At 60.2% G+C, this 25,672-nt stretch carries 22 protein-coding genes; 12 read left to right on the top strand and 10 right to left on the bottom strand.

All coding sequences use genetic code 11. The annotated features are described in order from the left end of the window. The first annotated feature begins 27 nt into the window (after window positions 1–27). A complete protein-coding gene (locus tag PMI35_RS19225; protein ID WP_008058463.1) occupies window positions 28–393 on the top strand; it encodes a hypothetical protein in 366 nt (121 codons plus the stop codon). Window positions 394–404: 11 nt separating this feature from the next. Then, entirely contained in the window at window positions 405–1,982 is a 1,578-nt protein-coding gene (locus PMI35_RS19230; RefSeq protein ID WP_008058462.1) for a M48 family metallopeptidase, read from the top strand. Between the two features lie 106 nt (window positions 1,983–2,088). On the opposite strand, the gene PMI35_RS19235 is transcribed toward PMI35_RS19230, so the two are convergent. Continuing rightward, entirely contained in the window at window positions 2,089–3,375 is a 1,287-nt protein-coding gene (locus PMI35_RS19235; RefSeq protein WP_008058461.1) for an OprD family porin, read from the bottom strand. Window positions 3,376–3,817: 442 nt separating this feature from the next. Between PMI35_RS19235 and PMI35_RS19240 the strand changes: the two genes are divergently transcribed. Continuing rightward, a complete protein-coding gene (locus tag PMI35_RS19240) occupies window positions 3,818–5,911 on the top strand; it encodes a TonB-dependent receptor (protein WP_008058460.1) in 2,094 nt (697 codons plus the stop codon). A gap of 217 nt (window positions 5,912–6,128) precedes the next feature. Here PMI35_RS19240 and PMI35_RS19245 read toward each other — a convergent pair whose 3' ends face one another. The 4 genes from PMI35_RS19245 to PMI35_RS19260 form a co-directional block, all read right to left on the bottom strand. Then, window positions 6,129–6,314: a hypothetical protein gene (locus PMI35_RS19245; protein ID WP_008058459.1), complete on the bottom strand. Its 186-nt coding sequence runs from the start codon at window positions 6,312–6,314 to the stop codon at window positions 6,129–6,131. 242 nt (window positions 6,315–6,556) lie between these two features. Further along, window positions 6,557–7,663, bottom strand: a complete 1,107-nt coding sequence (aguA, locus tag PMI35_RS19250) for an agmatine deiminase (protein ID WP_008058458.1) — start codon at window positions 7,661–7,663, stop codon at window positions 6,557–6,559. 5 nt (window positions 7,664–7,668) lie between these two features. Then, entirely contained in the window at window positions 7,669–8,547 is an 879-nt protein-coding gene (gene aguB / locus PMI35_RS19255) for an N-carbamoylputrescine amidase (protein ID WP_008058457.1), read from the bottom strand. Window positions 8,548–8,813: 266 nt separating this feature from the next. After that, window positions 8,814–11,726 (bottom strand): aminotransferase, encoded by a 2,913-nt coding sequence (locus PMI35_RS19260; RefSeq protein WP_008058455.1) that lies wholly within the window; start codon window positions 11,724–11,726, stop codon window positions 8,814–8,816. 200 nt (window positions 11,727–11,926) lie between these two features. Here PMI35_RS19260 and rfbC point away from each other — a divergent pair, with 200 nt between their 5' ends. From rfbC to PMI35_RS19280, 4 genes are all read left to right on the top strand, one after another. Beyond that, window positions 11,927–12,472: a dTDP-4-dehydrorhamnose 3,5-epimerase gene (rfbC, locus tag PMI35_RS19265; protein WP_008058454.1), complete on the top strand. Its 546-nt coding sequence runs from the start codon at window positions 11,927–11,929 to the stop codon at window positions 12,470–12,472. A gap of 87 nt (window positions 12,473–12,559) precedes the next feature. Continuing rightward, entirely contained in the window at window positions 12,560–14,368 is a 1,809-nt protein-coding gene (locus PMI35_RS19270; protein ID WP_032831541.1) for a sensor histidine kinase, read from the top strand. Continuing rightward, window positions 14,365–15,759 carry a sigma-54-dependent transcriptional regulator gene (locus PMI35_RS19275; RefSeq protein ID WP_008058447.1) on the top strand — a complete coding sequence of 465 codons (1,395 nt, stop codon included), beginning with the start codon at window positions 14,365–14,367 and terminating at the stop codon, window positions 15,757–15,759. The genes PMI35_RS19270 and PMI35_RS19275 overlap by 4 nt, the downstream gene beginning before the upstream one ends. Before the next feature lie 37 nt (window positions 15,760–15,796). Beyond that, complete coding sequence (locus PMI35_RS19280; RefSeq protein ID WP_008058444.1) at window positions 15,797–16,252, top strand: YiiD C-terminal domain-containing protein; 456 nt, start codon at window positions 15,797–15,799, stop codon at window positions 16,250–16,252. Window positions 16,253–16,294: 42 nt separating this feature from the next. Here PMI35_RS19280 and cysQ read toward each other — a convergent pair whose 3' ends face one another. Both cysQ and nudE read right to left on the bottom strand, forming a co-directional pair. Continuing rightward, window positions 16,295–17,122 (bottom strand): 3'(2'),5'-bisphosphate nucleotidase CysQ, encoded by an 828-nt coding sequence (cysQ, locus tag PMI35_RS19285; protein WP_008058442.1) that lies wholly within the window; start codon window positions 17,120–17,122, stop codon window positions 16,295–16,297. Further along, window positions 17,119–17,685, bottom strand: coding sequence for an ADP compounds hydrolase NudE (gene nudE, locus PMI35_RS19290; RefSeq protein WP_008058441.1), 567 nt, complete (start codon window positions 17,683–17,685; stop codon window positions 17,119–17,121). The genes cysQ and nudE overlap by 4 nt, the downstream gene beginning before the upstream one ends. Window positions 17,686–17,776: 91 nt before the next feature. Between nudE and yrfG the strand changes: the two genes are divergently transcribed. After that, window positions 17,777–18,439 (top strand): GMP/IMP nucleotidase, encoded by a 663-nt coding sequence (gene yrfG / locus PMI35_RS19295; RefSeq protein WP_008058435.1) that lies wholly within the window; start codon window positions 17,777–17,779, stop codon window positions 18,437–18,439. A gap of 128 nt (window positions 18,440–18,567) precedes the next feature. On the opposite strand, the gene lysM is transcribed toward yrfG, so the two are convergent. After that, window positions 18,568–19,017, bottom strand: a complete 450-nt coding sequence (gene lysM / locus PMI35_RS19300; protein ID WP_008058429.1) for a peptidoglycan-binding protein LysM — start codon at window positions 19,015–19,017, stop codon at window positions 18,568–18,570. A 129-nt stretch (window positions 19,018–19,146) separates the two neighbouring features. Between lysM and PMI35_RS19305 the strand changes: the two genes are divergently transcribed. The 4 genes from PMI35_RS19305 to PMI35_RS19320 all read left to right on the top strand — a co-directional run bounded on the left by PMI35_RS19305 (window position 19,147) and on the right by PMI35_RS19320 (window position 24,063). Further along, entirely contained in the window at window positions 19,147–20,034 is an 888-nt protein-coding gene (locus PMI35_RS19305) for a LysR family transcriptional regulator (RefSeq protein WP_008058421.1), read from the top strand. A gap of 92 nt (window positions 20,035–20,126) precedes the next feature. Further along, window positions 20,127–20,966, top strand: a complete 840-nt coding sequence (fdhD, locus tag PMI35_RS19310) for a formate dehydrogenase accessory sulfurtransferase FdhD (protein ID WP_008058418.1) — start codon at window positions 20,127–20,129, stop codon at window positions 20,964–20,966. Then, complete coding sequence (locus tag PMI35_RS19315) at window positions 20,963–23,311, top strand: FdhF/YdeP family oxidoreductase (protein ID WP_008058417.1); 2,349 nt, start codon at window positions 20,963–20,965, stop codon at window positions 23,309–23,311. The genes fdhD and PMI35_RS19315 overlap by 4 nt, the downstream gene beginning before the upstream one ends. A gap of 266 nt (window positions 23,312–23,577) precedes the next feature. Next, complete coding sequence (locus tag PMI35_RS19320; RefSeq protein ID WP_008058416.1) at window positions 23,578–24,063, top strand: glycine zipper domain-containing protein; 486 nt, start codon at window positions 23,578–23,580, stop codon at window positions 24,061–24,063. Between the two features lie 65 nt (window positions 24,064–24,128). Here the strand turns inward: PMI35_RS19320 and PMI35_RS19325 are convergent, their stop codons facing one another. After that, a complete protein-coding gene (locus PMI35_RS19325; RefSeq protein ID WP_008058415.1) occupies window positions 24,129–24,548 on the bottom strand; it encodes an acyl-CoA thioesterase in 420 nt (139 codons plus the stop codon). A 99-nt stretch (window positions 24,549–24,647) separates the two neighbouring features. Continuing rightward, window positions 24,648–25,672, bottom strand: a 1,025-nt coding sequence (locus tag PMI35_RS19330) for a 3-hydroxyacyl-CoA dehydrogenase (RefSeq protein WP_008058408.1), incomplete at its 5' end; no start/stop codon positions are given.

Raw genomic sequence — 25,672 nt, 5'->3', positions numbered from 1 at the left:
TTTTTGTCCAGCAAAAAGGAATCAAGGATGACCCGCGCAGCCATATTGTTACTCACCGTAATGTTCAGCCAGTTGGCCTGGTCCGCTACGCCGACCGTCGAGGCATTTCTCGCTGACCCTATAGCGCTGCTTGATGAACAGGGCAAGCTCGAGCGCGAGATGCCCCTTAAGGACGCCCCGAAAACTGCGCTTGCGGTACTGCAATACAACGAGGCTCTGGAGTTGGTGCAGGTCGAGATGGCGGGCAGGAAAGTCTGGCTGGACACCATGGACTTGCGCCTTAACCCCAGCAAGCTGGTAAAGCTGCCATGCCAGAAAATGCCGAGCAGCAAGACTGCCGACAGCCAAAACAACTCCACCATCGGTTTTGGTGCGGGCTGCAATAAACAGTAAGGGGGCGGTAGATGAAAAGATCACTACTGGCACTCACCCTGCTGGCCGCTGGGCTGCTCAGCGGTTGCAACACCCTGCACGGCGCCAATGATGCATTGATGAATCTGGTGGGCCCATCAACGCAATCGAGAGTCGCGGGCAAGTACGTCGAAAATGCGGAAGTTCGTCAGCACTACAAACTCGACATGATGCAGCAGAGCAAACAGCGTTTGAGTTACGACGGCCGGACCATCCCCGCCTCCGAGCTACGCCAGCACAACCTGGTGGATATTCCGATGTTGCAAAGCTATTTGCAGGGCATTGTGATCCGGTTGTCAAAGGGCTGGCCCGGCGAGATGCCCACGCTGCAGGTGAAGATCACCGACAGCTACAGTTTCGGGCCATCGGCTGATCCGTTCGGTAACGTATTCGTGCCTCTGGGCATGCTGGATAACGTCGAGAGTGAGGATGAAATCGCAGCCATGCTGGGCCATGAAATTAGCCATGTGCTGCTGCGCCATCATGACCGCATGGCTGCGTTCCAGCAGCAGAAAGAGCTGATGACAAATGTGGCGACCACAGTGGTCTTTGCCGCGATGGCCTCCAACACTGGCGTGGACCGTAGTGCCGGGGCGATGAAGTTGATCAACAAGGATCCGGTCGGCACGCAAAAAACTATCGGTAACACCGTGATGTTTACCGCGCTGGCCAACAGCTTCTCGGACAACATCTGGAGCACGGCGTGGGGGCGCACGCAAGAAGATCAGGCTGATTTGCTGGGCACTGACCTCATGATTCGCGCCGGTTACGCACCCCGGGGCGCCAGTTACAGCCTGCAGCGCCTGAGTGATTTCCAGGGCAAGCAAAAGCCGCTGCTCAGCGGTTTTCTCAATGCCCGCAAGGACGCCATGCAGCAGTCACTCGAGCAATTCAATCTTGCTAATTTCACCAAAGAATTGGACGTGCTCCTTAACCAGGGCCTGACCACCGGTATCACGGCCACGAGCGAGTACTTCAACCGCTCACACATGTCGCCAACAGACCGCGACGAGCAGCTGCGTCAATACCTGCAACGTGAATACCGTCAGGAACGTCGAGCCCGAGTCGATGCACGCGGATGGCCGAAAATTCGTGATGCGTCGCCAGTAGCCGCCGCGATGCAGGCTTACAAGGATGCCTATGCGTCGACTGATGCCTTGGAGCAAGGCAAGTTGCGTGAAGCCGACGTCCTCAGCCAGCGTGCACTGTCATCTCCAGTGAAGGATCAGCCAGGCATCCGGCGCGCTGCATTCGCCGTACATCTCGCACAAGGCAAGAGCGCCGAGGCGCTGAAAGATCTGGAATCGATCAAGGATTGGTCGCTGGCCGGGCCATCCATTTATGACTTGATGATCGGTTATTACCTCAAGCGTGGCGACGCCCAGGCAGCATTAATCTTGATCGACAAAGCTGAACGCAATCTTGGCTCGGAAGAGTTGTTCATTACTGAAAAGCTGCTAGCCAACCAGCAACTCAAAGATGCCACTCAGGTTCAGACAGTGTTGCAAAAATGCGAGCAGTATCCATCCCGTAAGGAAAACTGCAAAAAACTCGCACCCGTTAAAGCCTGACGGAAAAGTCACCGCCATCCAGGCAAGAAACCAAAAAGAAACCCCGAACCAGTCGGGGCTTCTTCTTTCTTAGCCTTTCATCAGGCCTCGATACCGCAACCCATCATCAGAAAACGTTGATCGGGTAATCCACGAACACACGTACTTCGTTACCGCTGACGTTGTACTCGCTCGACTTCTGCGACACGCGCAGGATCGAGCTGCGCAGCTTGATGCTCAGGTCTTTGGCCGGGCCGCTTTGCACGACGTACTTGAACTGGTTGAAGATTTCGCGCTCGGTACCGCCTTCGCTGGTGGAGGTGGTGATGTTGTCACCGCGGACATAGGCGAAGTTGTAGCTCAGGCCCGGAACACCGAAGGTGCTGAAGTCCAGGCCGTAGCCCAGTTGCCAGCTGCGTTCGTCTTCGGCGTTGAAGTCGGACCAGTAGGAGTTGGCCAGGTAGATGGTGTTGCCACCGTCACCGACGCGACCTTGATCCTTCTGGTAGCCGCCGTAGGCGTAGCCCAGGTTGCTGTCGCCGGTGCTGCGCTGGTGCGCCAGGGTGAACGAGTGTGGGCCGGTGGCGAAGGTGGCTGCCAGGCTCCAGATCTTGTTGTCGTCGCCGGTGACGTTGTTGTCGCGAACGTAGGAATCTTCCAGCTTGGTGCGATAGCCGTTGAAGTCCAGGGTCAGGGACTGATCCTTGTCGATCGGGAATACATAGTTGGCGTTCACGTATTGCTTCTTCAGCACGTCTTCGACGTCGGAGGCGTACAACGCGGCCTTGAATTGTTCGGTGAACTGGTAGCTACCACCCAACACGTTGATCGACTTCAGGCCACCACTGTCATGACCTTCGGCGCTTTTGCGCGATTCGGCGGTGAAGCGACCGGCGTTCAGTTCCAGGCCCTTGATCTCCTTGGAGGTGATCAGGGTACCGGTGTAGCTTTCCGGCAGCAGACGACCGTTGTCGTAGCTCAGTACCGGCAGGACCGGCATTTGGTCGCCGTAGGTCAGCGTGGTGCTGGACAGGCGGAATTTGACCGCTGCGCCAGCCTTGGCCAGGTCGTCAGCCGGTTCGCCGCTGGCACCCTTTTTGAAAAAATCGATGCCTTGGGCGCCGCTGCGGTCTTCGTTGCGCTCCAGGTTGAGCGCGTACAGACCAAAGGCATCCACACCCACACCGATGGTGCCCTGGGTGAAGCCGGACGAGAATGTACCGATAGCCGCTTGGCCCCACTCGGATTTGTCCGGGTTGCCGTCTTTGAAGTCACGGTTCATGTAGGCGTTGCGCAGCAGCACTTTGAGGCTGCTGTCTTCAACAAATCCCTTGGATTCGGCCTGGTCGTTAGCCATGGCCTGTGTAGCGCTCAAAATCCCCAGAGCGATCAGGCTGATTCGCTTGTTCAACATGTTGTTTTCCTTATTACGGGTTGAAACGCGCTGTGTCGAACAGCCGAAACGGCGCTATCGCGCTCTTTTTTCATGTCGCAAACAAAAAGGCCCGCCCACGATCAGTCGCGGCGGGCCTTTTAATTATTATTTGGTCATGGCGGTCTGCCACAGGCGTTGGATGGATCGTAGCCGCGCCTTTAACGGTGTGTCAATTTCATGAATCGTCTGTAAGCAGGCGAAATTCGTCTAAGAAATGAATTTACTTGGCAGGAAAACTCAACTCGAGTGCAGGTTTGACGCCATCCAATGGCGTCAAAAACCTGAAAGTAACATTTACGACACAATTGGAAACAATCCATCAGGAACCACTCTCAAGAATAATTAACACAAGTAAATAGCAAGCATTATCATTCGCGCCGTTCTCGTTGCACCCCTAAAAATCCTACGGATGCGTTCTTCAATGCCTGCCCCTTTTCGCCTTACGCCCTTCAGCCTTGGGCTTTCTGCACTGATATCTGCCGGTTTTTCCTACGCTGCTCCTACCACCTTACCTGCCACGTCCATCAGCGCCGAAGCCGATGCCGATGACCCGCGAGTGAAGGAAACCAACACCGCGACCCGCACCAACACACCGGTGCGCTATGTGCCTCAAGCCATCGACTCGATCAAGACCGCCAACGTTGTCGACTATGGCACCAATGATCTGGGCACCGCACTCAGTGGCATCCCCAACGTCAGCAGCGGCGCCGACACCCGCTTCGACAGCCTGCGCATCCGTGGCTTCGACGCCAGCAATGACTTCTATCTCGATGGCATCCGTGACGACAGCCAATACGTGCGCGACTTGCACAACATCGAACGCATTGACGTACTCAAAGGCCCGGCCGCCGTGCTGTACGGCCGTGGCAGCCAGGGCGGGATCGTCAACCGGGTGAGCAAACTGCCGGAGTTCGGCCGCCGCTCGACGCTCGAGGCCCAGGGCGGCAGCGATGATCTGCGCAGCCTGTACGCCGACCTCAGCACCGATCCATCCGAAAACATCAGCTTGCGCCTGAACATGGGCAACATGGACCAGAACAGTTTCCGCGATGGCGTGAGTGGCAATCGCCAGTTGTTCGCGCCCTCGATGAGCTGGCAACTGACACCGGACCTGAACTGGCTGGTGCAGTACGAATACAGCCGTTACAACCGCACGCCGGATCGCGGCATCCCCGGGGTCAACGGCCGCCCGGCAGACGTAGGACGCGATACCACCTACGGCAGCGAGCACGATTTCATCGACGACAAGTCGCAATCGCTGCGCTCCAAACTCACCTACGAGTTCAGCGATAACTGGCAATTGCGCCAGACCCTGGGCGTGTTCAAGCTAAACAGCGATTTCGACAACACCTACCTGACCGGCTACAACCCGAGCACCAACAAGGTCATACGCCAACACTGGCAACAGGACCTGACCACCCGCAACGTCTACAACAATGTTGAACTGGAAGGCGGGTTCGATACCTTCGGCCTGGAGCATCGCCTGCTGACCGGCATCGAGATCGGCAGCCAGCGCCGCGATCCGACCTTGTACACCGCCGCCACTTCAGGGCCGGGCAGTTCACCGGTGCCGTCGCTCGACCTGAACAACCCCAATCGGGATTTGCGCCACACCGGGCGCATGCAGGTCTCCAGCAGCTCGCACACCGAAGTCGAAAGCCGTGCGGTATACGTGCAGGATCAGCTGCAACTGAACGATCAATGGCAACTGCTCGCTGGTTTGCGTTACGACACATTCGACATCGAGTCGACCAACAAGCTGCGGGACATTTCCGAAGACCGTGATAGTCACAGCACCAGCCCTCGGGTAGGACTGGTGTGGACCCCCCTGCAGAATCATTCCTTCTATGCCTCCTGGTCGAAGACGTTTTCGCCGGTCGGGGGTGGTTTGATCGGAATTACCCCGGGTGCGGCCGGCAACACCAACGACCTGAGCCCGGAGCTGACCAGGCAGAAAGAAATCGGCGTGAAAAGCGACTGGCTAGACGATCGCCTGAGCACCACGCTGGCGATCTACGAGCTGGAGCTCTACAACCGCCGTACCAGCGATCCAAACAACCCGACGATTACCTTGCTGACTGGTAAGCAACGTTCGCGCGGGATCGAGTTGACCGCCTCCGGCAAGGTGACCGGCAACTGGTATGTGCGCGGCGGCGTAGGACTTCAGGATGCAACGATCGAGAAAGACAACAACGGCTTTGAAGGCAATCGCATCAGCAACGTGGCCAAGCGTAACGGCAGTCTGTTCGTGACCTGGAAACCGGAAATGGGCTGGTACGCCGAAACCGGTGTGACCCTGGTCGGCGATCGTTATGCCGACAACCTCAACACCACCGTGTTGCCGGGTTATGGCCGCTGGGATGCCTTGGCCGGCTTCAGGCACAAGGATTGGGATGTGCGCGCGGCGCTGAACAATATCAGCGACAAGACGTACTACGAGTCGGCCACCAGTGCGGCGCAGATTCAACCGGGTGAGCCGCGTAGCGTGGTGGTGACCGGAACCTACAGTTTCTAAAACCACCGCAAAAACCTGTGGGAGCGAGCTTGCCCGCGATGAGGCCCGCATATCGAACATCCTCGCTGCCTGGCACACCGCTATCGCGGGCAAGCCCGCTCCCACAGGGTCTAATGTTTATTTCAAAGATGCAGTTCCACACACAAAATGCTCACCCATAAAAAAAGCGCTGCCATCCCGGCAGCGCTTTTTCTTTATCAATCCGTTGTTTTTCTTCTTATCCTTCCATCACATCCCACAACGCTTCCAGTTCCGCCTCGCTGAATAAACCAGCAGGGTAACGCTCGATCATCATCCGGCGCGGATCAGTCTGGCTGATCTGACACGTTCCATTGGACTTGAACCAGTGCGCCAGGACCTGCAGCGATTCGCTGTCGCTTGCCACATTCACTTCGGCGTTCATTTCAACGCTCTCTCCTGGTTTTTGAGCGGCTAACTTATCCAAGGTTTATGACAGAACATCGAAGCTCTCCCCTCCCCCTTACCCCCCGACAGATACAAGAGCTATGCCAATGTTTTTCATTTGCCGACCGACGGATACAAAAAAGCCCGCAATCCTCAAGGACTGCGGGCTTTGCATGGTGCGGCGTGCGAAAGCGCCAGCCTGAATTTTTTCGCTGTTAACTCAAGCTGTTACAACTGCACTCACTCTTTGTGCGGCGCTGGCTGTTGTTGGGTAAGGCAGTGAATGTTGCCGCCTCCCAGTAACAGTTCACGGCCAGGTACCATGACCACTTCGTGCTGCGGGAACAATGTCTGCAAGATCTCTTTTGCCGGACCATCCAGCGGGTCGTCGAAACTCGGGGCAATAATGCCGCCGTTGACGATCAGGAAGTTCACATAAGAGCCGGCCAGACGAACGCTCGGGTTACGCTCCTGAGTCCCGTCGACCGGATCGACACCGGCACATTCTTCCTCAGTCGCATACAGCGGCCCCGGAATCGGCATCTTATGCACCGTGAATGGGCGCCCCTTGGCGTCGGTGCTGCCTTGCAGCACTTTCATTGCGGCCTGGCAGCGTGGGTAGTTCGGGTCCTGTGGGTCATCTGTCCAGGCCAACAACACTTCACCCGGACGCACGTAGCAGCAGAAGTTATCCACATGGCCATCGGTTTCGTCGTTGAACAAGCCGTCCGGCAACCAGATGATCTTATCCACAGCCAGATTGTCTTTCAGCACCGCTTCGATTTGCGCACGGTTCATGTGCGGGTTGCGATTGCGGTTGAGCAGGCATTCTTCAGTGGTGATCAGCGTGCCTTCGCCATCGACGTGAATCGAACCGCCTTCGAGCACGAAGCCCTCGGTGCGGTAGCGCGAGCTGCGCTCAATCTCGAGGATCTTGCCGCCCACCTGTGAGTCGCGGTTCCACGGCGAATACAGGCCGCCGTCGAAACCACCCCACGAGTTGAAGTCCCAGTTCACGCCACGGACTTCGCCGCTGTTGTTGATGACGAACGTCGGGCCGGTGTCCCGAACCCACGCGTCGTCGCTGGACATCTCGACCACGCGGATATTCGGCACGTCCAGGCGGGCACGGGCGTTTTCGTATTGGCCGGCGGACACCGCCACGGTGACCGGTTCGAAACGGGCGATGGCCTTGGCCACCGCCACGTGTGCGGCTTGCGCCGGTTTGCCGCCCAGGCGCCAGTTGTCCGGGCGCTCGGGCCAGATCATCCAGGTCTGGGTTTGGGGTGCCCACTCGGCCGGCATGTAGAAGCCGTCTGCGCGAGGGGAGCTGTTCAAAGTGGTCATGGCAGTCAGGACTCCAGGGATCCGTCGAGGGTTTTGATAGCACCATACAGGTTCGGACGGCGGTCGCGGAAGGAGCCCCATGCACTGCGTGTGTGTTCGAGTTTGTCGAGGTCGAAGGTGTGAACCAGGATGCCTTCTTCGGTTTCGTTGAGTTCCTGCACCTTCTCGCCGAACTGGTTGGCGATGAACGACGAACCGTAGAAGGTGATGTCATAGCCGTCCTGTTCTTCGTTACCGATGCGGTTACTGGCGATCAGCGGCATCAGGTTGGCGCCGGCGTGGCCCTGTTGTACGCGTTGCCAGTGATCGCGGGACGAAATGGTCTTGTCGTGCGGCTCGCTGCCGATGGCCGTCGGGTAGAACAGGATTTCCGCGCCTTGCAGCGCCATGCTGCGAGCAGCTTCAGGGAACCATTGGTCCCAGCAGATGCCCACGCCGATTTTCGCGTAACGGGTGTTCCACACCTTGAAGCCGGTATCGCCCGGGTTGAAGTAGTACTTCTCGTGGTAGCCAGGGCCATCCGGAATGTGGCTTTTACGATAAATCCCGAGGTTGCTGCCATCGGCATCGATGATCGCGATGCTGTTGAAACGTGCGCGGCCTGCCAGTTCGTAGAAGCTGATCGGCAATACGACTTGCAGCTCCTTGGCGACTTTCTGGAAGTGCTTGATGGCGACGTTGTCTTCCACCGTCGTCGCCAGTTGCAGGTAATCCGGGTTCGGCTTCTGGCAAAAGTACGGTGCCTCGAACAATTCCTGGATCAGGATGATCTGCGCGCCTTTGGCGGCGGCTTCGCGGACCAGTCTTTCAGCGACCTCGATGTTGCCTTCAAGGTCCCAGGAACAGGCCATTTGCGTGGCAGCGACAGTAACGTTACGGCTCATGAAGCATCTCCGGGCAAGTGCGTGACGGTCGGACATGGTTCATCCATGCCCTGGCATTGGCGACTTTATATCCGATAAAAATCGGCTTTAGAAGCTTAAAAAATGCATTTCGTCTAAATACTCACTAAAAACACCGATAACAATCGAATTAAAATCCCCGTTCCTGTGGGAGTGAGCCTGCTCGCGATGGCGGAGGATCAGTCAACATCAACGATGCCTGTTCGGCCGCAATCGCGAGCAGGCTCGCTCCTACAGGGGTCATGTGTTTACAGACCCTCAGCGAGCACCTTCGAAAGCATGTCCACGAAGAAATCCACGCTCTGGCGGGACGTCACCATCGGCGGTTTGATCTTCAGCACGTTCAGGTAATCACCGGTCGGTTGCATGAAAATCCCCAGTTCGCGCAAGCGATCGCACAACGCGGTGGTTTCTTCGGTGGCCGGCTCCAGGGTTTCACGATTGCGGATCAACTCCACCCCCAGATAAAACCCGGAACCATGCACGGCGCCGACCAACGGATGAATATCGATCAGCGCTTCAAGTCGCTCCTTGAAATACCCACCGACGACCTGGGCGTTTTCCCAGAGTTTTTCCTCTTCCATCACATCCAGCACCGCCATGCCGATCTGGCAGCTGACCGGGCTGCCACCGGCGGACGAGAAGAAATACCCCTCGGCCTCCAGCGCTTCGGCGATTTCCCGGCGGGTGATTACCGCACCCAGTGGCTGGCCATTACCCATGCCCTTGGCCATGGTGATGATGTCCGGGACCACGCCCTGCTCTTCAAAGCCCCAGAAGAAATGGCCCATGCGCCCGTAACCCACCTGCACTTCGTCGGCGATGCACACGCCGCCTTGGGCACGGACCATCGCGTAAACCTGCTGCAAGTAACCCGGCGGCAGCGAGATGCCACCGGCATTGCCGTACACCGGTTCGCAAATGAAACCGGCCAGTTGACGTTTTTGCCCGGCGATTTTCGCCAGGTTGTGTTCGACGCTGCGCACGTAGTCCGACGTGCTGTCAGGGCCGCGGAATTCGCCACGATAGGTGTTCGGCGCGGTGACGGGATGTACCCAGTCCGGGCGACTTTCCAACGCCTTGGGGTTGTCGGCAATTGAAGTCGACACCGCATCCGCGCCGACTGTCCAGCCGTGATAGGCCTCCAGTACGCTGAGCATGTCGCGCCCGCCGCTGTAGGCCCACGCCAGGCGAATGGCCAGATCGTTGGCCTCGCTGCCGCTGTTGACCAGGAACACCCGATCCATGCCCTTCGGTGACAAATTCAACAAGCGCTCGGAGAACTCGGCCACGGCCGCATAGTTGAACCGCGAGTTGGTATTGAGCAACGACCACTGACGGCTGGCGACCGCCGCCATGCGCGGATGGCCATGCCCGAGAACCGCTACGTTGTTGAGCATGTCGAGGTAAGAGCGGCCCTGCATGTCGATCAGGTGGTTGCGCCAGCCGCGCTCGATGCGCGGCGGGTCCAAGTAATAGTGTTTTTGCGTGCGGGCGAAACTGGCGTCGCGACGGGCCAGCAAGGTCTGTGAATCAAGTTCCTCTGGCGCATCGCAAGCCAGCCCCAGCAGCGCCGCTGGCGACGGGCACAACGCTTGCCAGGCGTCTGCACGTGAAGGTGTGCAAAACAACGGCGCGGTAAACGATGCTCCACGGCACAGCTGCACGATCAACGGCCCGCTGACCGAACCCAGCACCTGGCCTTTGACCAGCGCAGCGCCGCTGTGCAGCGATGGCGTGACACCCCACAACCGCACGCTCAGTTGCGGACCGTCCAGTTGCAGCAACCCCGGCATCGGCTGGTGCACCACTCCGGCAAACGGCGCTTCGACTGACGTGCCGTGGGGCACGCGCAACTCGACGTGCAAGGGACAGGTGTCCGGCTCGCCGGCAGTGTCCGGGCGCGTGCGGGACAAACGGTATTGCCCGTAACGACTGGCCGCCAGGCCGTGGACGGCGCCGGCTTCGTCCAGAAGGCGCTGATCGATGCCTTCCTGCTCCCAGTTACCAGCCTCGAAATGCGGGCTGAGCACGCCCAGGTCGATCAACGCAAACTCACGCCCCACCAGGCTCGGCAGCAGCGGCGCAAAGCCTTCGCCGCCAATGCCAGGCAGGTTCTGCCCAACGGCCGACAGGATCGCCGCTTCCATCAGCGCCAACGGCACCGATGTGGCCACCCGGAAGATTTCCCACTCGTGGACCAGATTATCGCGGCTATAGGTATTGCCCGGATCAATGCTGACCTGCTGTTCGCCACTGAGCACCAAGACCGCCGCGCGGGCGACGATCAGCGGCCACAGCGCCAGCAGTTCTTCATGCTGTAACGGATTGACCGCGTGATACGCCTGCACCGCTGGCAAAATGCAGAACGGATCGCCTTCACCATGGTGCAGCAACGCTGCACAGGTCACCGACAGGTCGGTTATGCGCCAGGTGCGGATCAAATCGCCGAAATCGATCACACCTTGCAGTTGCCAATGACGTTGCGCATCTCGCTGCCAGACCACGTTGTCGTCGGTGATGTCCATGTGAATGGCTTGCACCGGCAACTTGTCTTGCAGCGGCGCCAAATGGCGCTCGGCCTGCCCGGACGCTTCAACGATCAGCCGGCGCTGGGTTTCATCCTTGATGACCGGCAGCAAGTGCGCGATCAGTGCATGGGCGTGGCGCGCGTCCCACTGTAGGGTTCGCATCAGGCCCGGGTGATCAAAATCCGCCAGTGCCAGGTCCATTTCACCGCACAACCGCCCAAAACCGGCCACCACCGTGCGATTGAAGTATTCGAGGTGCGTCAGGGACTGGCCCTCGATGTAATCCAGCAAACGCACATGCACCGCTTGGCCAGCGACCTCCAGGGACAACAGGTCCGCCCCGTTTTTTGCCGCAATCACACGCGGCACGTGCACGTCGGGATGTTCCGCCAGATGCTTGAGCCCGGCATGCTGGGCTTGCAGCTCCAGCGCCGAATAGTCGCCCCGGCAGATTTTCAGGACAAAGCGGCCTTGGTCGCTGTCGACGCGGTAGTTCAAATCCTGCTGGCTGCCAAGGGCCTGCAACGTTCCGCCAAACCCGTAATGTTCCTGCAACAGCTCAAGCGCTTGCTCCGCAGACACTTGCGGGCTGGGCAAACTGGCGCGATGAATCAACGTGGCGAGCGGCATGAAACAGACCTCTTCAATGAAGGTGTTAAATTTATTAGGCGCCTATATCGCCACTGCACGAGCCGATACGCAACCCCCCTTCAGCCGGCCGGCAAGCGGCTGGATCGGCCAACCACGAAGAAAAAAGCACATGACGCTCGCCCTGACTGGCACCTCTGGGCAAGAATGGCGACCATCAATGCCCATCGTTGGAGAAACCCATGAATGTTGTGACCACCGACCTGCCCGGTGTTTTGATCATCGAGCCCAAGGTTTTCGGTGACGAACGTGGTTTTTTCTACGAAAGTTTCAACGCGAAGGTTTTCAAGGAAGCCACCGGCCTGAACACCCAGTTCATTCAGGACAACCATTCGCGCTCGCAAAAAGGCGTGCTGCGTGGGCTGCATTACCAATTGGAGAATACCCAGGACAAACTGGTCCGGGTCTGCGCCGGTGAAATCCTTGATGTAGCCGTTGACGTGCGGCGCAGCTCGCCGCATTTCGGCAAGTGGGTGGCGGTACGCCTTTCTGCCCAGAATAGTCGCCAGCTATGGATCCCCAAGGGTTTCGCCCACGGCTTCCTGGTGTTGAGTGATTTCGCCGAAGTTCTCTACAAAACCACTGAGTACTACAACCCGTCGGCCGAACGCAGCATTCGCTGGGACGACCCTGACCTGGCCATCGACTGGCCGCTGGATACAGCGCCGCAACTGTCGGCCAGGGACCAGGCCGCGGCATTTTTCAAGGACGCCGACGTCTTCGACTGAAACACCGCTCGCACCGGCCCCAAGGTGCGCAGACTGCGTCGGCAAGCCTAGGCATAATGTACCTGTACCCACAGGCGCTCGATGCTCATGACTCCGACCCTTCCCCGCAGACCCCGCTGGCGCAGCCTGGCCCTGCTCGCGCTGTGCCTGGCGCCGTTGCTGTGGCCACTGGAGCACTTGGCCGAGCGCTATTACCGCAGCGAACTGGCTGGCCAGAATCGCCAGACCCTCGACCTCTACGTCGCCAACCTGCTGGGCACCCTTCACCGCTATGAAGTGCTGCCGCAGATCCTCGGCGACCTGCCGGCCCTGCGCGCCGTGCTTGGCGCGCCGGACGATGGCGTCACCCAGGGCAACGCCAATCGTCTGCTGAAAAACATCAGCACCCAGACCGGCGCCGAAGTCATGTACCTGATGGACACCACGGGCAAGACCCTGGCCGCCTCCAATTGGGACAAGCACGACAGTTTCGTCGGCCGCAACTTTGCCTTCCGGCCGTACTTCAGCGAAGCCATGGCCGGGCGGCTCGGGCGATTTTTCGGGCTGGGCACCACGTCCGCCAAACGTGGTTACTTCTTCGCCGCCGCCGTGCGCGAGGGGGAGAAAATCACCGGCGTGCTGGTGGTCAAGGTTGACCTCGACCACACCGAGAGCCTGTGGGGTAAAACCCCGGAGCAACTGCTGCTGACCGATCACAACGGCGTGGTCATCCTCACCTCGCGGCCGGAATGGCGTTTTCGTTCGACCCGTGAGTTGAGCGAAGAGGAGCGCAAGGCCATCACCGCGATCCAGCCCTACCCCACCCGCGAGCCCAAGCCGCTTAAGCTCAACCCCAACGCCTGGCTGACCCAGACCCAGGCGATCGCGGAAACCGGCTGGAACGTCAGCATCCTCGCCCCGCGCACCCTGATCGATCGTCCGGTGCGCACCGTGGTCGCCATCGGTGGCGCGGCGCTGCTGGTGTTGATGCTGTTGCTCGGCCTGATGATGCAACGCCGCCGTCACTACCTGGAACGGATCGCCTTCGAAGCCAAGGCCCGGCGTGAACTTGAGGGCCGGGTGGCCGAGCGTACCAGTGATCTTGAGGGCCTCAACCGCCGACTCAAGCAGGAAGTGCTGGAGCGCGAACAGGCCCAGCAAGAGCTGGTTCGCGCCCAGGATGACCTGGTGCAGGCCGGCAAGCTCTCGGCCCTGGGAACGATGTCGGCGAGCATCAGCCACGAACTCAACCAACCGCTGGCAGCCATCCGCAGCTACGCGGAAAACGCCGAAGTACTACTCGACCACCAGCGCACAGACGATGCCCGTGGCAACCTCAAGTTGATCAGCGAATTGACCGGGCGCATGGCGTCGATCATCGCTCACCTGCGCGCCTTTGCCCGGCGCGACCGCCATGCCCCGGAAAGCGTCGCCCTGCAGCCGGCGCTGGACGATGCCCTGGCCTTGCTGGCCAAGCGTCGACGCAGCATGGAAGTCGAGTTGATCCGCGACTTGCCCGCCGCCACTTTGTGGGTCGAGGCCGGGGAAACCCGCCTGCGCCAGGTGCTGGGCAACCTGCTGGCCAACGCCCTGGATGCCCTGACGGAAAAAGGCCCGCCGCGTAAACTCTGGCTCAGTGCCCAATCCACGGCCGAAGGCGTCAACCTGTACATTCGCGACAACGGCCCCGGGTTCTGCCTGGAGGCCCTCGGCCGCGCCAGCGAGCCCTTCTACACCACCAAGACCCGCACCCAGGGCCTTGGATTGGGGTTGGCGATCTGCGAGACCCTGATGCGCGCCTTCGGCGGCGAACTGTCGTTCGCCAACCACAAGGAGGGCGGTGCCTTGATTACCCTGAAGCTACGCGCAGGCGCACCCGGTGTGAGCCTGCAACCGTCCGAGGACCGAAGTGCATGACCATCGACAACCGCATCCAGGTCGTGTTGATCGACGACGATCCCCACCTGCGCCAGGCCTTGAGCCAGACCCTGGACCTGGCAGGCCTGAAGATCCTGCCGCTGGCCGAAGCCAAGGGCCTGGCCGCGCAACTGGAGCGCGACTGGCCGGGTGTAGTCGTCAGCGATATCCGCATGCCGGGCATGGACGGCATCGAACTGCTCACCGAACTCCACGCCCAGGACCCGGAACTGCCGGTGCTGCTGATCACCGGCCACGGCGATGTGCCGCTGGCGGTGCAAGCCATGCGCGCCGGGGCCTATGACTTTCTGGAAAAACCCTTCGCCAGCGACGCGCTGCTCGACAGCGTGCGCCGCGCCCTGGCCTTGCGCCGACTGGTGCTGGACAACCGCAGCCTGCGCCTGGCCCTGAGCGATCGCAATGAACTGAGCACACGCCTGGTCGGGCAGTCGCCCTCGATGCTGCGCCTGCGCGAACAAATCGGCGCCCTGGCGGCGACCCGGGCGGACGTGCTGATCCTCGGGGAGACCGGGGCCGGTAAAGAAGTGGTCGCCCGCGCGCTGCATGACCTGTCGAGTCGACGCAATGGCCCGTTCGTGGCGATCAACGCCGGGGCACTGGCCGAGTCGGTGGTCGAAAGCGAGTTGTTCGGCCATGAGCCAGGCGCTTTCACGGGCGCGCAGAAACGCCGCATCGGCAAGTTCGAATTTGCCAACGGTGGCACGTTGTTTCTCGATGAGATCGAAAGCATGAGCCTGGATGTCCAGGTGAAATTGCTGCGCTTGCTGCAGGAGCGTGTGGTCGAACGCCTGGGCGGCAATCAACTGATCCCGCTGGACATCCGTATCATCGCCGCCACCAAGGAAGACCTGCGTCAGGCCGCCGATCAGGGCCGATTCCGCGCCGACTTGTACTATCGCCTGAACGTCGCGCCATTGCGCATTCCACCACTACGCGAACGCGGTGAAGATGCGCTGATGCTGTTCCAGCATTTCGCCGATGAAGCCAGCGCCCGCCACGGCTTGCCGCCGCATGAACTGCAACCCGGGCAACGCGCCCTGCTGTTGCGCCACACCTGGCCCGGCAACGTGCGCGAACTGCAGAATGCCGCCGAACGCTTCGCCTTGGGCCTGGAACTGGCGCTGGACAACAACGAGGTGCAAGGCACGGCTGGCACGACGGTCGAAATGGTCAGCGGCGGATTAAGCGAGCAAGTGGAAAACTTCGAAAAAACCCTGATAGCCGCCGAACTGGCGCGCTCGCACAGCTCCGTGCGCAGCGTCGCCGAAGCGCTGGGCATTCCACGCAAGACCTTGCATGACAAATTGCGCAAGCACGGCCTGAGCTTCGCCGACAGCGGCGCCTCCACCCACGGCGACGACCTCGATTGAGTCGCGCCCACTCCCACTTCAAACAAGAGGCCGCTGAATGAGCCGCGACAGTCGTCAACTGGAATCCGTCCTCCATCACGACATTCCCCTCACCCGGGACATGGGCCTCAAGGTGCTCGACTGGCACGATCAACAACTGCGCCTGTACTTGCCGCTGGACGCCAACGTCAACCACAAGAGCACCATGTTCGGCGGCAGCCTGTATTGCGGCGCGGTGCTGGCCGGTTGGGGCTGGTTGCATCTGCGCCTGAAAGAAGAAGGGATGACCGACGGACACATCGTTATCCAGGAAGGGCAGATCAACTACCCGCTGCCAGTGACCGGCGATGCACATGCCATTTGCCAGGCGCCGAGTGCGCAGGTATGGAAGAAATTCCTGGCGATGTACCAGCGTTACGGACGGGCGCGGCTGGTCCTGCATACGCGGGTGGTGAACGCGGGTAGCGATGAGGATGCGGTGAAGTTTGTCGGGCAATACGTGTTGCACCGGTAACGCAAAAGATCGCAGCCTGCGGCAGGCTGCGATCTTTCGATCTTAACTTCGCGCCAGCGCCAACAACTGTTCCCGCCACGCAGCCTTGGCCGGCAGTGCCAGGAAAAATTCGTTCAGCAGCGATTCCCGGGCCGGATAACAGAACGGCGCACCATCGAGATCCAGCACCTCGCCACCCGCCCCTTCCAGCACACCTTGCGCTGCCGCCGTGTCCCATTGTGAAGTCGGCGCCAGCCGTGGATAACAATCCGCCGCTCCCTCGGCCAACAGGCAGAATTTCAGGGAGCTGCCGATATTGGCGAGTTCCAGATCACCCAGGCTGGCGCCCAACCCGGCCAGCAAGCGTTCCTGTTCAGGACTGGAATGGCGACGACTGGCAACCACGGTGAACGATTGGCCGGGGCCCGGTACATCACGCACCTGAATCGCCACGGGCGTACCACCCTGATCGCAACGCCACGCGCCGAGACCGGCACCCCCGACATAGAAACGCCCGTTAGTCGGCATCGACACCACGCCAAATACCACGCGCCCCTGCTCGATCAGCGCGATGTTGACGGTGAATTCTTCGCTACCGGAAATAAATTCCTTGGTGCCGTCCAGCGGGTCGACCAACCACCAGCGTTGCCATCCGGCGCGCACGCTCTGCGGGATGTTGGCGTCTTCTTCGGACAACACCGGAATGCTCGAGTCCAGTGCGGTGAGCCCGGCCAGAATCACATGGTGGGCGGCGAGGTCGGCGGCGGTGACCGGCGAATCGTCTGCCTTGGCGGTCACGGCAGTGCCAATGCGCCAGAACGGCAGGATCGCCTCGCCGGCCTTCAATGCCAGCTCGACCACCGGCGCCATCAATGGATGGGGAAAATTCATGGCTGGAACACTCCGCGCTGAATCAGCAGGTCACGGGCCAGGTACAAGGCCGCCAAGGCACGGCCTTCGGTGAACTTCGGGTTCTGCGCCAGCGCCGACAATTCGCGCAGGTTGACCTTGTCCATGCCCATCGGCTCCGGCTCGTCACCTTCCAGGCGCTCTTCGTACAGGTCAGTGGCCAACACCACCTGGATTTTCTGGCTCATGTAACCGGGTGACAACGACAGCTCGGTCAGATGTTCCAGCTGCCGCGCGCCATAACCGGCCTCTTCCTTGAGCTCGCGCTCGGCGGCCGCCAGTACGTCTTCGCCCGGCTCGATCAAGCCTTTGGGCAGCGAGAATTCGTATTCATCGGTACCGCCACAGTACTCTTCGACCAGTACGGCATGGTCGGCATCGAGCATTGCCACGATCATCACGGCGCCATAGCCTGCGCCCTTGCCGACCAACCGCTCATAGGTGCGCTCCACGCCATTGGAAAAACGCAGCTTCAGCTCCTCGACGCAGAACAAACGGCTGGTGGCGACAATCTCGCGGGCGAGGATGGTGGGTTTCTGGCGCATGAGCGGCTCCTGGGCGATAGCGGGTTACTATACCCGGCCTATCCTGATTGTTGTCCCCGGATACCTTTTTTTACCGCTGGAGAAGTTTTTTATGTCCCTGCTGCCCTGGCACGACATCGATACCGTTCTGCTGGACATGGACGGCACGCTGCTGGACTTGCACTTCGACAACCATTTCTGGCTGGAGCACCTGCCCCAGCGCTACGCCGAGCTGCACGGGGTGAGCCGGGCCATGGCCGAGATGGAGTTGCACCCCCTGTTTGAACGCAATGCCGGTCAGCTTCAGTGGTATTGCCTGGATTTCTGGAGTGCCGAACTGAAACTACCCGTGCGCGAACTGAAACTGGAAACCGCTCACCTGATCGCCCTGCGCCCGGACGCGGACACCTTTCTGGCAGCGATCAAGCGTGCAGGCAAACGCGTGGTGCTGATCACCAACGCGCACCGCGATTCGCTGTCATTGAAGCTGGAAAGAATCGAGCTGGCACCGTATTTCGAGCGATTGATCAGCTCCCACGATTACGGTTTCCCCAAGGAAAATCCACAGTTCTGGGAAGCCTTGCAGGCCGACATCGACTTTGACCCGGCGCGCAGCTTGTTTATCGACGACACCCTGCCGATCCTGCGCAGTGCCCGGGAATTCGGGGTGGCGCATTTGTTGGCGGTGAAAGAGCCGGACAGCCGCAAAGGGCCCAAGGACACGGCGGAATTTGCGGCGGTCGGGGATTATCGGGATTTGATTACCGGGCTTTGAGACCGTGTTGACTGCTTCGCGGGCAAGCCTCGCTCCTACAGGATCCATGTCGTTCGCATGATGCGTGAACGACACAGGATCTGTAGGAGCGTGGTTTGCCCGCGAAGGCCATCACACGGTTCGGATTCTTATTCAGGAATCCGCAACACCTGGCCTGGATAAATCTTGTCCGGATGCTTGAGCTGCGGCTTGTTGGCCTCGAAGATTTTTTGATATTTGTTCGGATCGCCATACACACGCTTGGAAATCGCGCTCAGCGTGTCGCCTTTCTCGACCGTTACAAATTTCGCTGCCGGGGCCACACCACCGGTCACCGTGATCTGATCGTCAACACCGCTGACCCCGGCAACGTTGCCCAGCGCCAGGAGGATCTTTTCTTTCTCTTCCTGACTGCTCGCTTCACCTGTGGCGATCACTTTATCGCCCTCGACCTTCACCTGAATCTTGGACGTATCGATCCCCGTCAACGCACTCTGCACATGCTTGGTCAACGCTTCGCTGTTGGCTTCGGCCTTGTCCGGCGTCAACGCGTCGAGGATCTTTTCACCGGCTTCTTTGAGAAAACTGAACAGGCTCATCGTTTCGCTCTCCTTGGGTTTCGGGTTCCAGACGCAAAAGCCTAGACCACGGCAGTCATTTGCCAATCCAACCCGACCAATGACGCCGCTTGCGATAGAATCAGCCCCTTCCCGCACCCAGGAGCGAAGATGGACATCAAGCAGCTGAAATTCCTCATCGCTCTGGATGAAACCCGCCATTTCGGCCAGGCCGCCGCACGCTGCCACATCACCCAGCCGACCCTGTCCATGCGCCTGCGCAGCCTCGAAGAAGAACTCGATCTGCCGTTGGTCAATCGCGGCCAGCGCTTCGAAGGCTTTACTGCACCTGGCGAAAGGGTGCTGGCCTGGGCACGCACCGTCCTGGCGGCCTATGACGGCTTGTACGCCGAGGCGGCCGCCTGTCGTGGCAACCTGGTCGGCACCTTGCGCTTGGGCGTGGTTCCGCTGTCGAGCTTCGACCCCTTGCCACTGCTGCAACGCCTGCATGCGGAACACCCGAACCTGCGCTTCGAACTCTCGGCGCTGAGTTCCGAGCAGATCCTCGAACAGCTGGCGAACAACCGCCTGGACCTCGGCGTGTCCTACCTCGAACGCCTGGATGCCGAGCGCTTCGATTCCCTGGCCTTCAGTGAAACCCGCATGGGCCTGCTCTACGACCAGCGTTTCTTCAGCTTCGGCGAAGCGCCACTGAGTTGGGAATCGTTGATCGAATTGCCCCTGGGCATGCTCACCAGCGGCATGCACTTTCGCCAGTCCATCGACCACAACTTCCATAGCCGTGGCCTCAACCCGCAGCCTTTGTTGCAAACCGATGCCGTGCATCAACTGTTACAAGCTGTGCACGGCGGCCTGTGCTGCGCCGTGATGCCACTGGACGGCGGCCTGGAAGAACTGACCGATCATTTGCGCCTGCAACCGATCGAAAACGCCCAAACCCTCGGCCGGCTGGGGCTGATCATGCGCCGCAGCGCGCCACGTTCGGCCCTGGCGGAAGCCTGTTTCGCGATCTATCAACAATCATTGACCGGCGCTTGATCGACGGCATCTATCGGTAGATCAGTAATAGCGATTAGACGTGACAACTTGTCACGCCTAGTCTTAAAGCTGATCAAACCCTCGGTGATGCCATGAACGCCAAGCGCCCAGCCTGCGCGGCGCCTGCCCTCGAAACGCCTGCGCCCGACGCCAGTCAGACATACAGCTACAGCAACCTTGAGTACTCGGAATCAGCCACCACCGCGCTGGCCGAGGAAGTCGCGCTGGCGATTGCTTTTAACGGCATCAGCCAGGCGGTGATGCTGGTGACGCCCACGGACCTGGAAGACTTTATCGTCGGCTTCAGTCTGGGCAGCGGCATTATCCAGGACGCCTCGGACATCTATGACCTGCAACTCAGCGGATCCGGCTCGGCGCAGTACGCGCAAGTGACCATCGCCAATCGCGCGTTCTGGAACCTCAAGCAACAGCGTCGGCAATTGGCCGGTACCAGCGGTTGCGGGCTTTGCGGCGTGGAAGCGGTCGAGCAGGCATTGCCCGAACTCGAAGTATTGCCCGGCGCGCCCCTGCCACCGGCCGAATGGCTCGAGGGCCTGCGTCAGCGCATCGGTGCGTTCCAGCCGCTTGGCCAGCACTGCGGGGCGGTGCACGCGGCCGTGTTCATGAACGACCAAGGCCAACTGTTGCTGGGTCGGGAAGATATCGGCCGACACAACGCCCTCGACAAATTGATCGGCGGCTTGATCCGCCAAAACATTTCGACGGCTGGCGGGCTGGCGATTGTCACCAGTCGATGCAGCCTCGAATTGATCCAGAAAGTCTTGCGCGCCGGCATCCAGACCCTGGTCAGCCTATCGTCGCCCACCGGGCTCGCCGTGCAATGGGCCCGTCGCCACAACCTCAATCTCATTCATCTGCCACAAAAGAATGCGCCGCGGGTCTACAGCCCAGCGTTGGAGAACCAAGCGTGAGTCAACACCGTCAAGCCGACCAGAAACCCGTCCCTCGCTACAAGCCTTACAAAGGCGCGGCCGGAGGCTGGGGCGCACTGATCAGTGTCGCCCAAGCCTGGTTGACCAGCGACAACGCGCTGAAAAACCTGCGCATGATGCTCAAGACCAACAAGAACGGCGGCTTCGACTGTCCCGGTTGCGCCTGGGGCGATTCCAAGGAAGGCGGCATGGTGATGTTCTGCGAGAACGGCGCCAAGGCGGTGAACTGGGAAGCGACCAAACGCCGCGTCGACGCCAAATTTTTCGCCAAACACAGCGTCACTTCGCTGCTGGAGCAAAGCGACTACTGGCTTGAGTATCAGGGCCGGCTGACCGAGCCGATGCGCTATGACGCCGAGACCGATCGCTACAAGCCGATCAGTTGGGACGCTGCCTTTGCGCTGATCGCCAAACACCTGAATGGCTTGTCGAGCCCGAATCAGGCCGAGTTCTACACCTCGGGCCGGGCCAGTAACGAAGCGGCTTTCTTGTATCAGCTGTTCGTGCGCGCCTATGGCACCAACAACTTCCCCGACTGTTCGAACATGTGCCACGAGGCCAGCGGCGTGGCATTGGCACAAAGTGTCGGCGTCGGCAAAGGCACCGTGACCTTCGACGACTTCGAACACGCCGATGCGATTTTCGTCTGGGGCCAGAACCCCGGCACCAACCATCCACGGATGCTCGAACCGTTGCGTGAAGCGGTGAAGCGCGGCGCCCAGGTGGTGTGCATCAACCCGTTGAAAGAGCGCGGCCTGGAGCGCTTCCAGCACCCGCAACACCCGATCGAAATGCTCACCAACGGCGACAAACCGACCAACACCGCGTACTTCCGCCCTGCACTGGGCGGCGACATGGCGATCATGCGTGGCATGGCGAAGTTCCTGCTGCAATGGGAGCGCGACGCCCAGAAAGCTGGCGAGCCTGCGGTGTTCGATCACGCCTTCCTCAATGAACACAGCGTCAACGTCCTTGACTACCTGACCGCCATCGACGAAACCCCATGGCAACAGATCGTCGAGCAGTCCGGCCTGTCCCTGGTGGAAATCGAGCAAGCGGCGCGCATGTATGCCAAGGGCAAGAACGTCATCATGTGCTGGGCCATGGGCATCACCCAGCATCGCCATTCGGTAGCGACCATCCAGGAAATCGCCAACCTGATGCTGCTGCGCGGCAACATCGGTCGGCCAGGCGCCGGCCTGTGCCCGGTGCGGGGCCACAGCAACGTGCAAGGCGACCGGACCATGGGCATCAATGAACGGCCACCCGTGGCATTCCTCGATGCCCTCGAACGTCGCTTCCAGTTCAAGGTACCGCGTGAAAACGGCCACAACGTGGTCGAGGCGATTCATGCCATGGCCGAAGGTCGGGCCAAGGTTTTCATCGGCCTGGGCGGCAACTTCGCCCAAGCCACCCCGGACAGCCCGCGCACCTTCCAGGCCCTGCGCAACTGCGACCTGACCGTGCAGATCAGTACCAAGCTCAACCGCAGCCACCTGACCCACGGGAAAGACGCCCTGATCCTGCCGTGCCTGGGCCGCACCGACATCGACATCCAGGTCGAAGGCGCGCAAGCGGTGACCGTCGAAGACTCCTTCAGCATGGTCCACGCCTCCAATGGCCAGTTGGAGCCGCTGTCGAACCAGATGCGCTCGGAACCGGCGATCCTGGCGGGCATCGCCGCAGCGACCCTGGGCAGCCATCCGGTGGACTGGAACTGGCTGGTGGCCGACTATGGCCGCATCCGCGACCTGATTGGCGATACCATTCCAGGCTTCAAGGACTTCAACCAGAGGGTCAAGCACCCAGGCGGCTTCTATCTCGGCAACAGCGCCGGTGCGCGCAAGTGGAACACCACCTCCGGGCGCGCCAATTTCCGTGCTAACGCGCTGCCCAAGGACCTGGTGCACGAACGCACGCGCGCAACCGGTGTGTTGCCCGACCTGATCATGCAATCGATGCGCTCCCACGATCAGTACAACACCACGATCTATGGCCTTGATGACCGTTATCGCGGAGTGAAGGGGCAGCGTGACGTGCTGTTCGTCAACGAAGCCGACATCATTCGCCTGGGCTTCAAGCCGGGGCAGAAGGCTGACATCGTGTCGATCTGGGATGACGGGCTTGTGCGTCGGGTGAAAGGCTTCACATTGCTGGCGTTTGATATTCCGGCGGGGCAAGCGGCAGCGTACTATCCGGAAGTGAACCCGCTGGTGCCGCTGGAAAGCACCGGGGATGGCAGCCATACGCCAACGTCGAAGTTCGTGGCGATCCGGTTGGAAGCGGCGAGTGAGACAGGGTTGATCCTGGCCAAATCGGCTTGACGCGACATCTTGCCCGCGAAGGGGTATGACCTTGCAACACCTGTCCCGGCCATGATCAACCACCTTCCAAACGCCCACAAAAAAGGCCGTTTTCTCATGAAAACGGCCTATCCGAAGTAGTAAAAGACCGGCGAAAAACCATTAAGTTCCGCCCAAAAAACAGTAACTTATAGAAATGTGCTGAAGTCGTGTTACTCGTCGGATTTCGATTGTCACGCCCAGTACACAGCCTCAGGATCGCGTCGTCATCCCCTTGAGGTTCCTCCATGAAGTTCTCCTCGATTCTCTTGTTGTCCCTTGGCCTGGTCAGTGGCATGGCCTCCGCTGGCGGCACCACCGAAGCAGGTGTGGGCGGCGCATTGGGCGGGGTTCTGGGCTCGGTCGTCGGCCAATCGCTTGGCGGCAGTACAGGTTCCACCATCGGCGCGGCCCTGGGCGGCGCGGGTGGTAGCGCAGTTGGCGCAGACAAACGCAGCCGTGGCGAAGCAGCCATTGGTGGCGCGTTGGGCGCAGCAGGCGGTAACGTGGTCGGCCGCAGCATGGGTGGCACCACCGGCAGCCTGATCGGCTCCGCGGCAGGCGGCGGCGCCGGTGGCGCGCTGGGTAACTACATGGGCAACAAAGCTGATGATGACGACGATGATGATCACCGTCGTTCCTATCGTGACCACGACCGTCGTTACTACCGTGATGGCCACCCGGGGCGCGGTCATGCCTATGGCCATCGTAAGCATCGCCATCATCGTCACTGATACCGGTAAGGTTTAAGTGACAGATAAAAATCGCAGCCCGAGGGCTGCGATTTTTTTTGCCTGCTTCAAACCAGCAGTCGCTCCATCGCACTGCGTAAAACGGCCGGAATCGCCACTGGCTGATTCGACGCCCGGTCGACAAACACATGCACAAAGCGTCCGGCGGCACACGCCTCATCTTCCCCGACCTTGAACACCGCCAGTTCATACTGCACCGAGCTGTTGCCAAGCTTCCCCACTCGCAAGCCGATCTCGATCCGGTCCGGGAACGCGATGGAAGCAAAGTAATCGCAGGCCGAACTCACCACGAAACCCACCACCTCGCCATCGTGGATGTCCAGGCCACCGACTTCGATCAGGTAGGTGTTCACCGCCGTGTCGAAGAAGCTGTAATAGGTGACGTTGTTGACGTGACCGTAAGCGTCGTTGTCGTGCCAGCGAGTGGTGATGGGTTGGAAGTGCGGAAATTCGAAGCGTTGGGGCATCTGTGTTGGTTCCTGAGTTTGCTCGCCATCTGAGGCGAAACCGAGTTATCGTTCTTCGCGATCCGACTTGCCCGCGAAGGCGCCGTGTCAGGCGCCACATCAATCAGCGGTAGTAAACCCCTTGCCCACCGCCGCCAAATCCCCAATCAACCGCGCCGGGCTCCAGTGATCACCCTGGCGGGTCTCCAGCGCCATCAGGCGTTGATGAATATCCGCCAACCCCTGCTGATCCGCCCAGGCCATCGGCCCACCCTTGTCCACCGGGAACCCGTAGCCGTTGAGGTACACCAGGTCGATGTCGTGAGCCGATCCCGCGATCCCCTCCTGAAGAATCTTCGCGCCCTCGTTAACCAATGCCAGCAGGCAGCGCTCCAGAATCTCCTCCGGGCTAATCTCGCGGCGATGAAAGCCCAATCCCTCGCTGACTTCCAGCACCAGCGCATCCACCTGCGGATCGTGCTCAGCCTGACGACTGCCCGGTTCATAGTGGTAGTAGCCGTTGCCGCTCTTCTGACCGAAACGGCCCTGTTCACACAGACGGTTATCCACCTGCACCTCTGGTGCATCCTGCCCCACCCCGGACAGTTGCCGGGCGCGCCATTGCAGATCGACGCCAACCACGTCGAACATACGGAATGGCCCCATGGCAAAACCGAAGCCTTGCAGCGCCGCATCGACCTGATGGGGGTAAGCGCCCTCCAGCAGCATCTTGCGGGCTTCCAGCACGTAGGTATTGAGCATCCGATTGCCGATGAAGCCGTCGCAATTGCCCGACACTACGCTGACCTTGCCCATGCGCTTGCCCAACGCCAAGGCCGCATCGATGACCGCCGGTGCGGTCTTGGCACCCCGGACGATTTCCAGCAGTCTCATGATGTGCGCCGGGCTGAAGAAATGCAGGCCCAGGACCTGTTGTGGCCGACCAGTCACCGCGGCAATAGCGTCGATGTCCAGTGCCGAGGTGTTACTGGCCAGAATGGCTTCAGGTTTGAGCAAGCCGTCCAGTTCGCGGAAAATGGCCTGCTTGAGTTCGAGGTTTTCGTAGACGGCTTCGATAACCAGATCGACATTGGCTATAGCCGCATAATCGGCGGCCGCCGTGACCCGCGCAATGCGGGCATCGG

Source organism: Pseudomonas sp. GM78 (genome assembly GCF_000282475.1).
Taxonomy (GTDB): Bacteria; Pseudomonadota; Gammaproteobacteria; order Pseudomonadales; family Pseudomonadaceae; genus Aquipseudomonas.
Note: the sequence above shows the minus strand (reverse complement) of the source record. Positions and strands in the feature narration are given on the sequence as shown.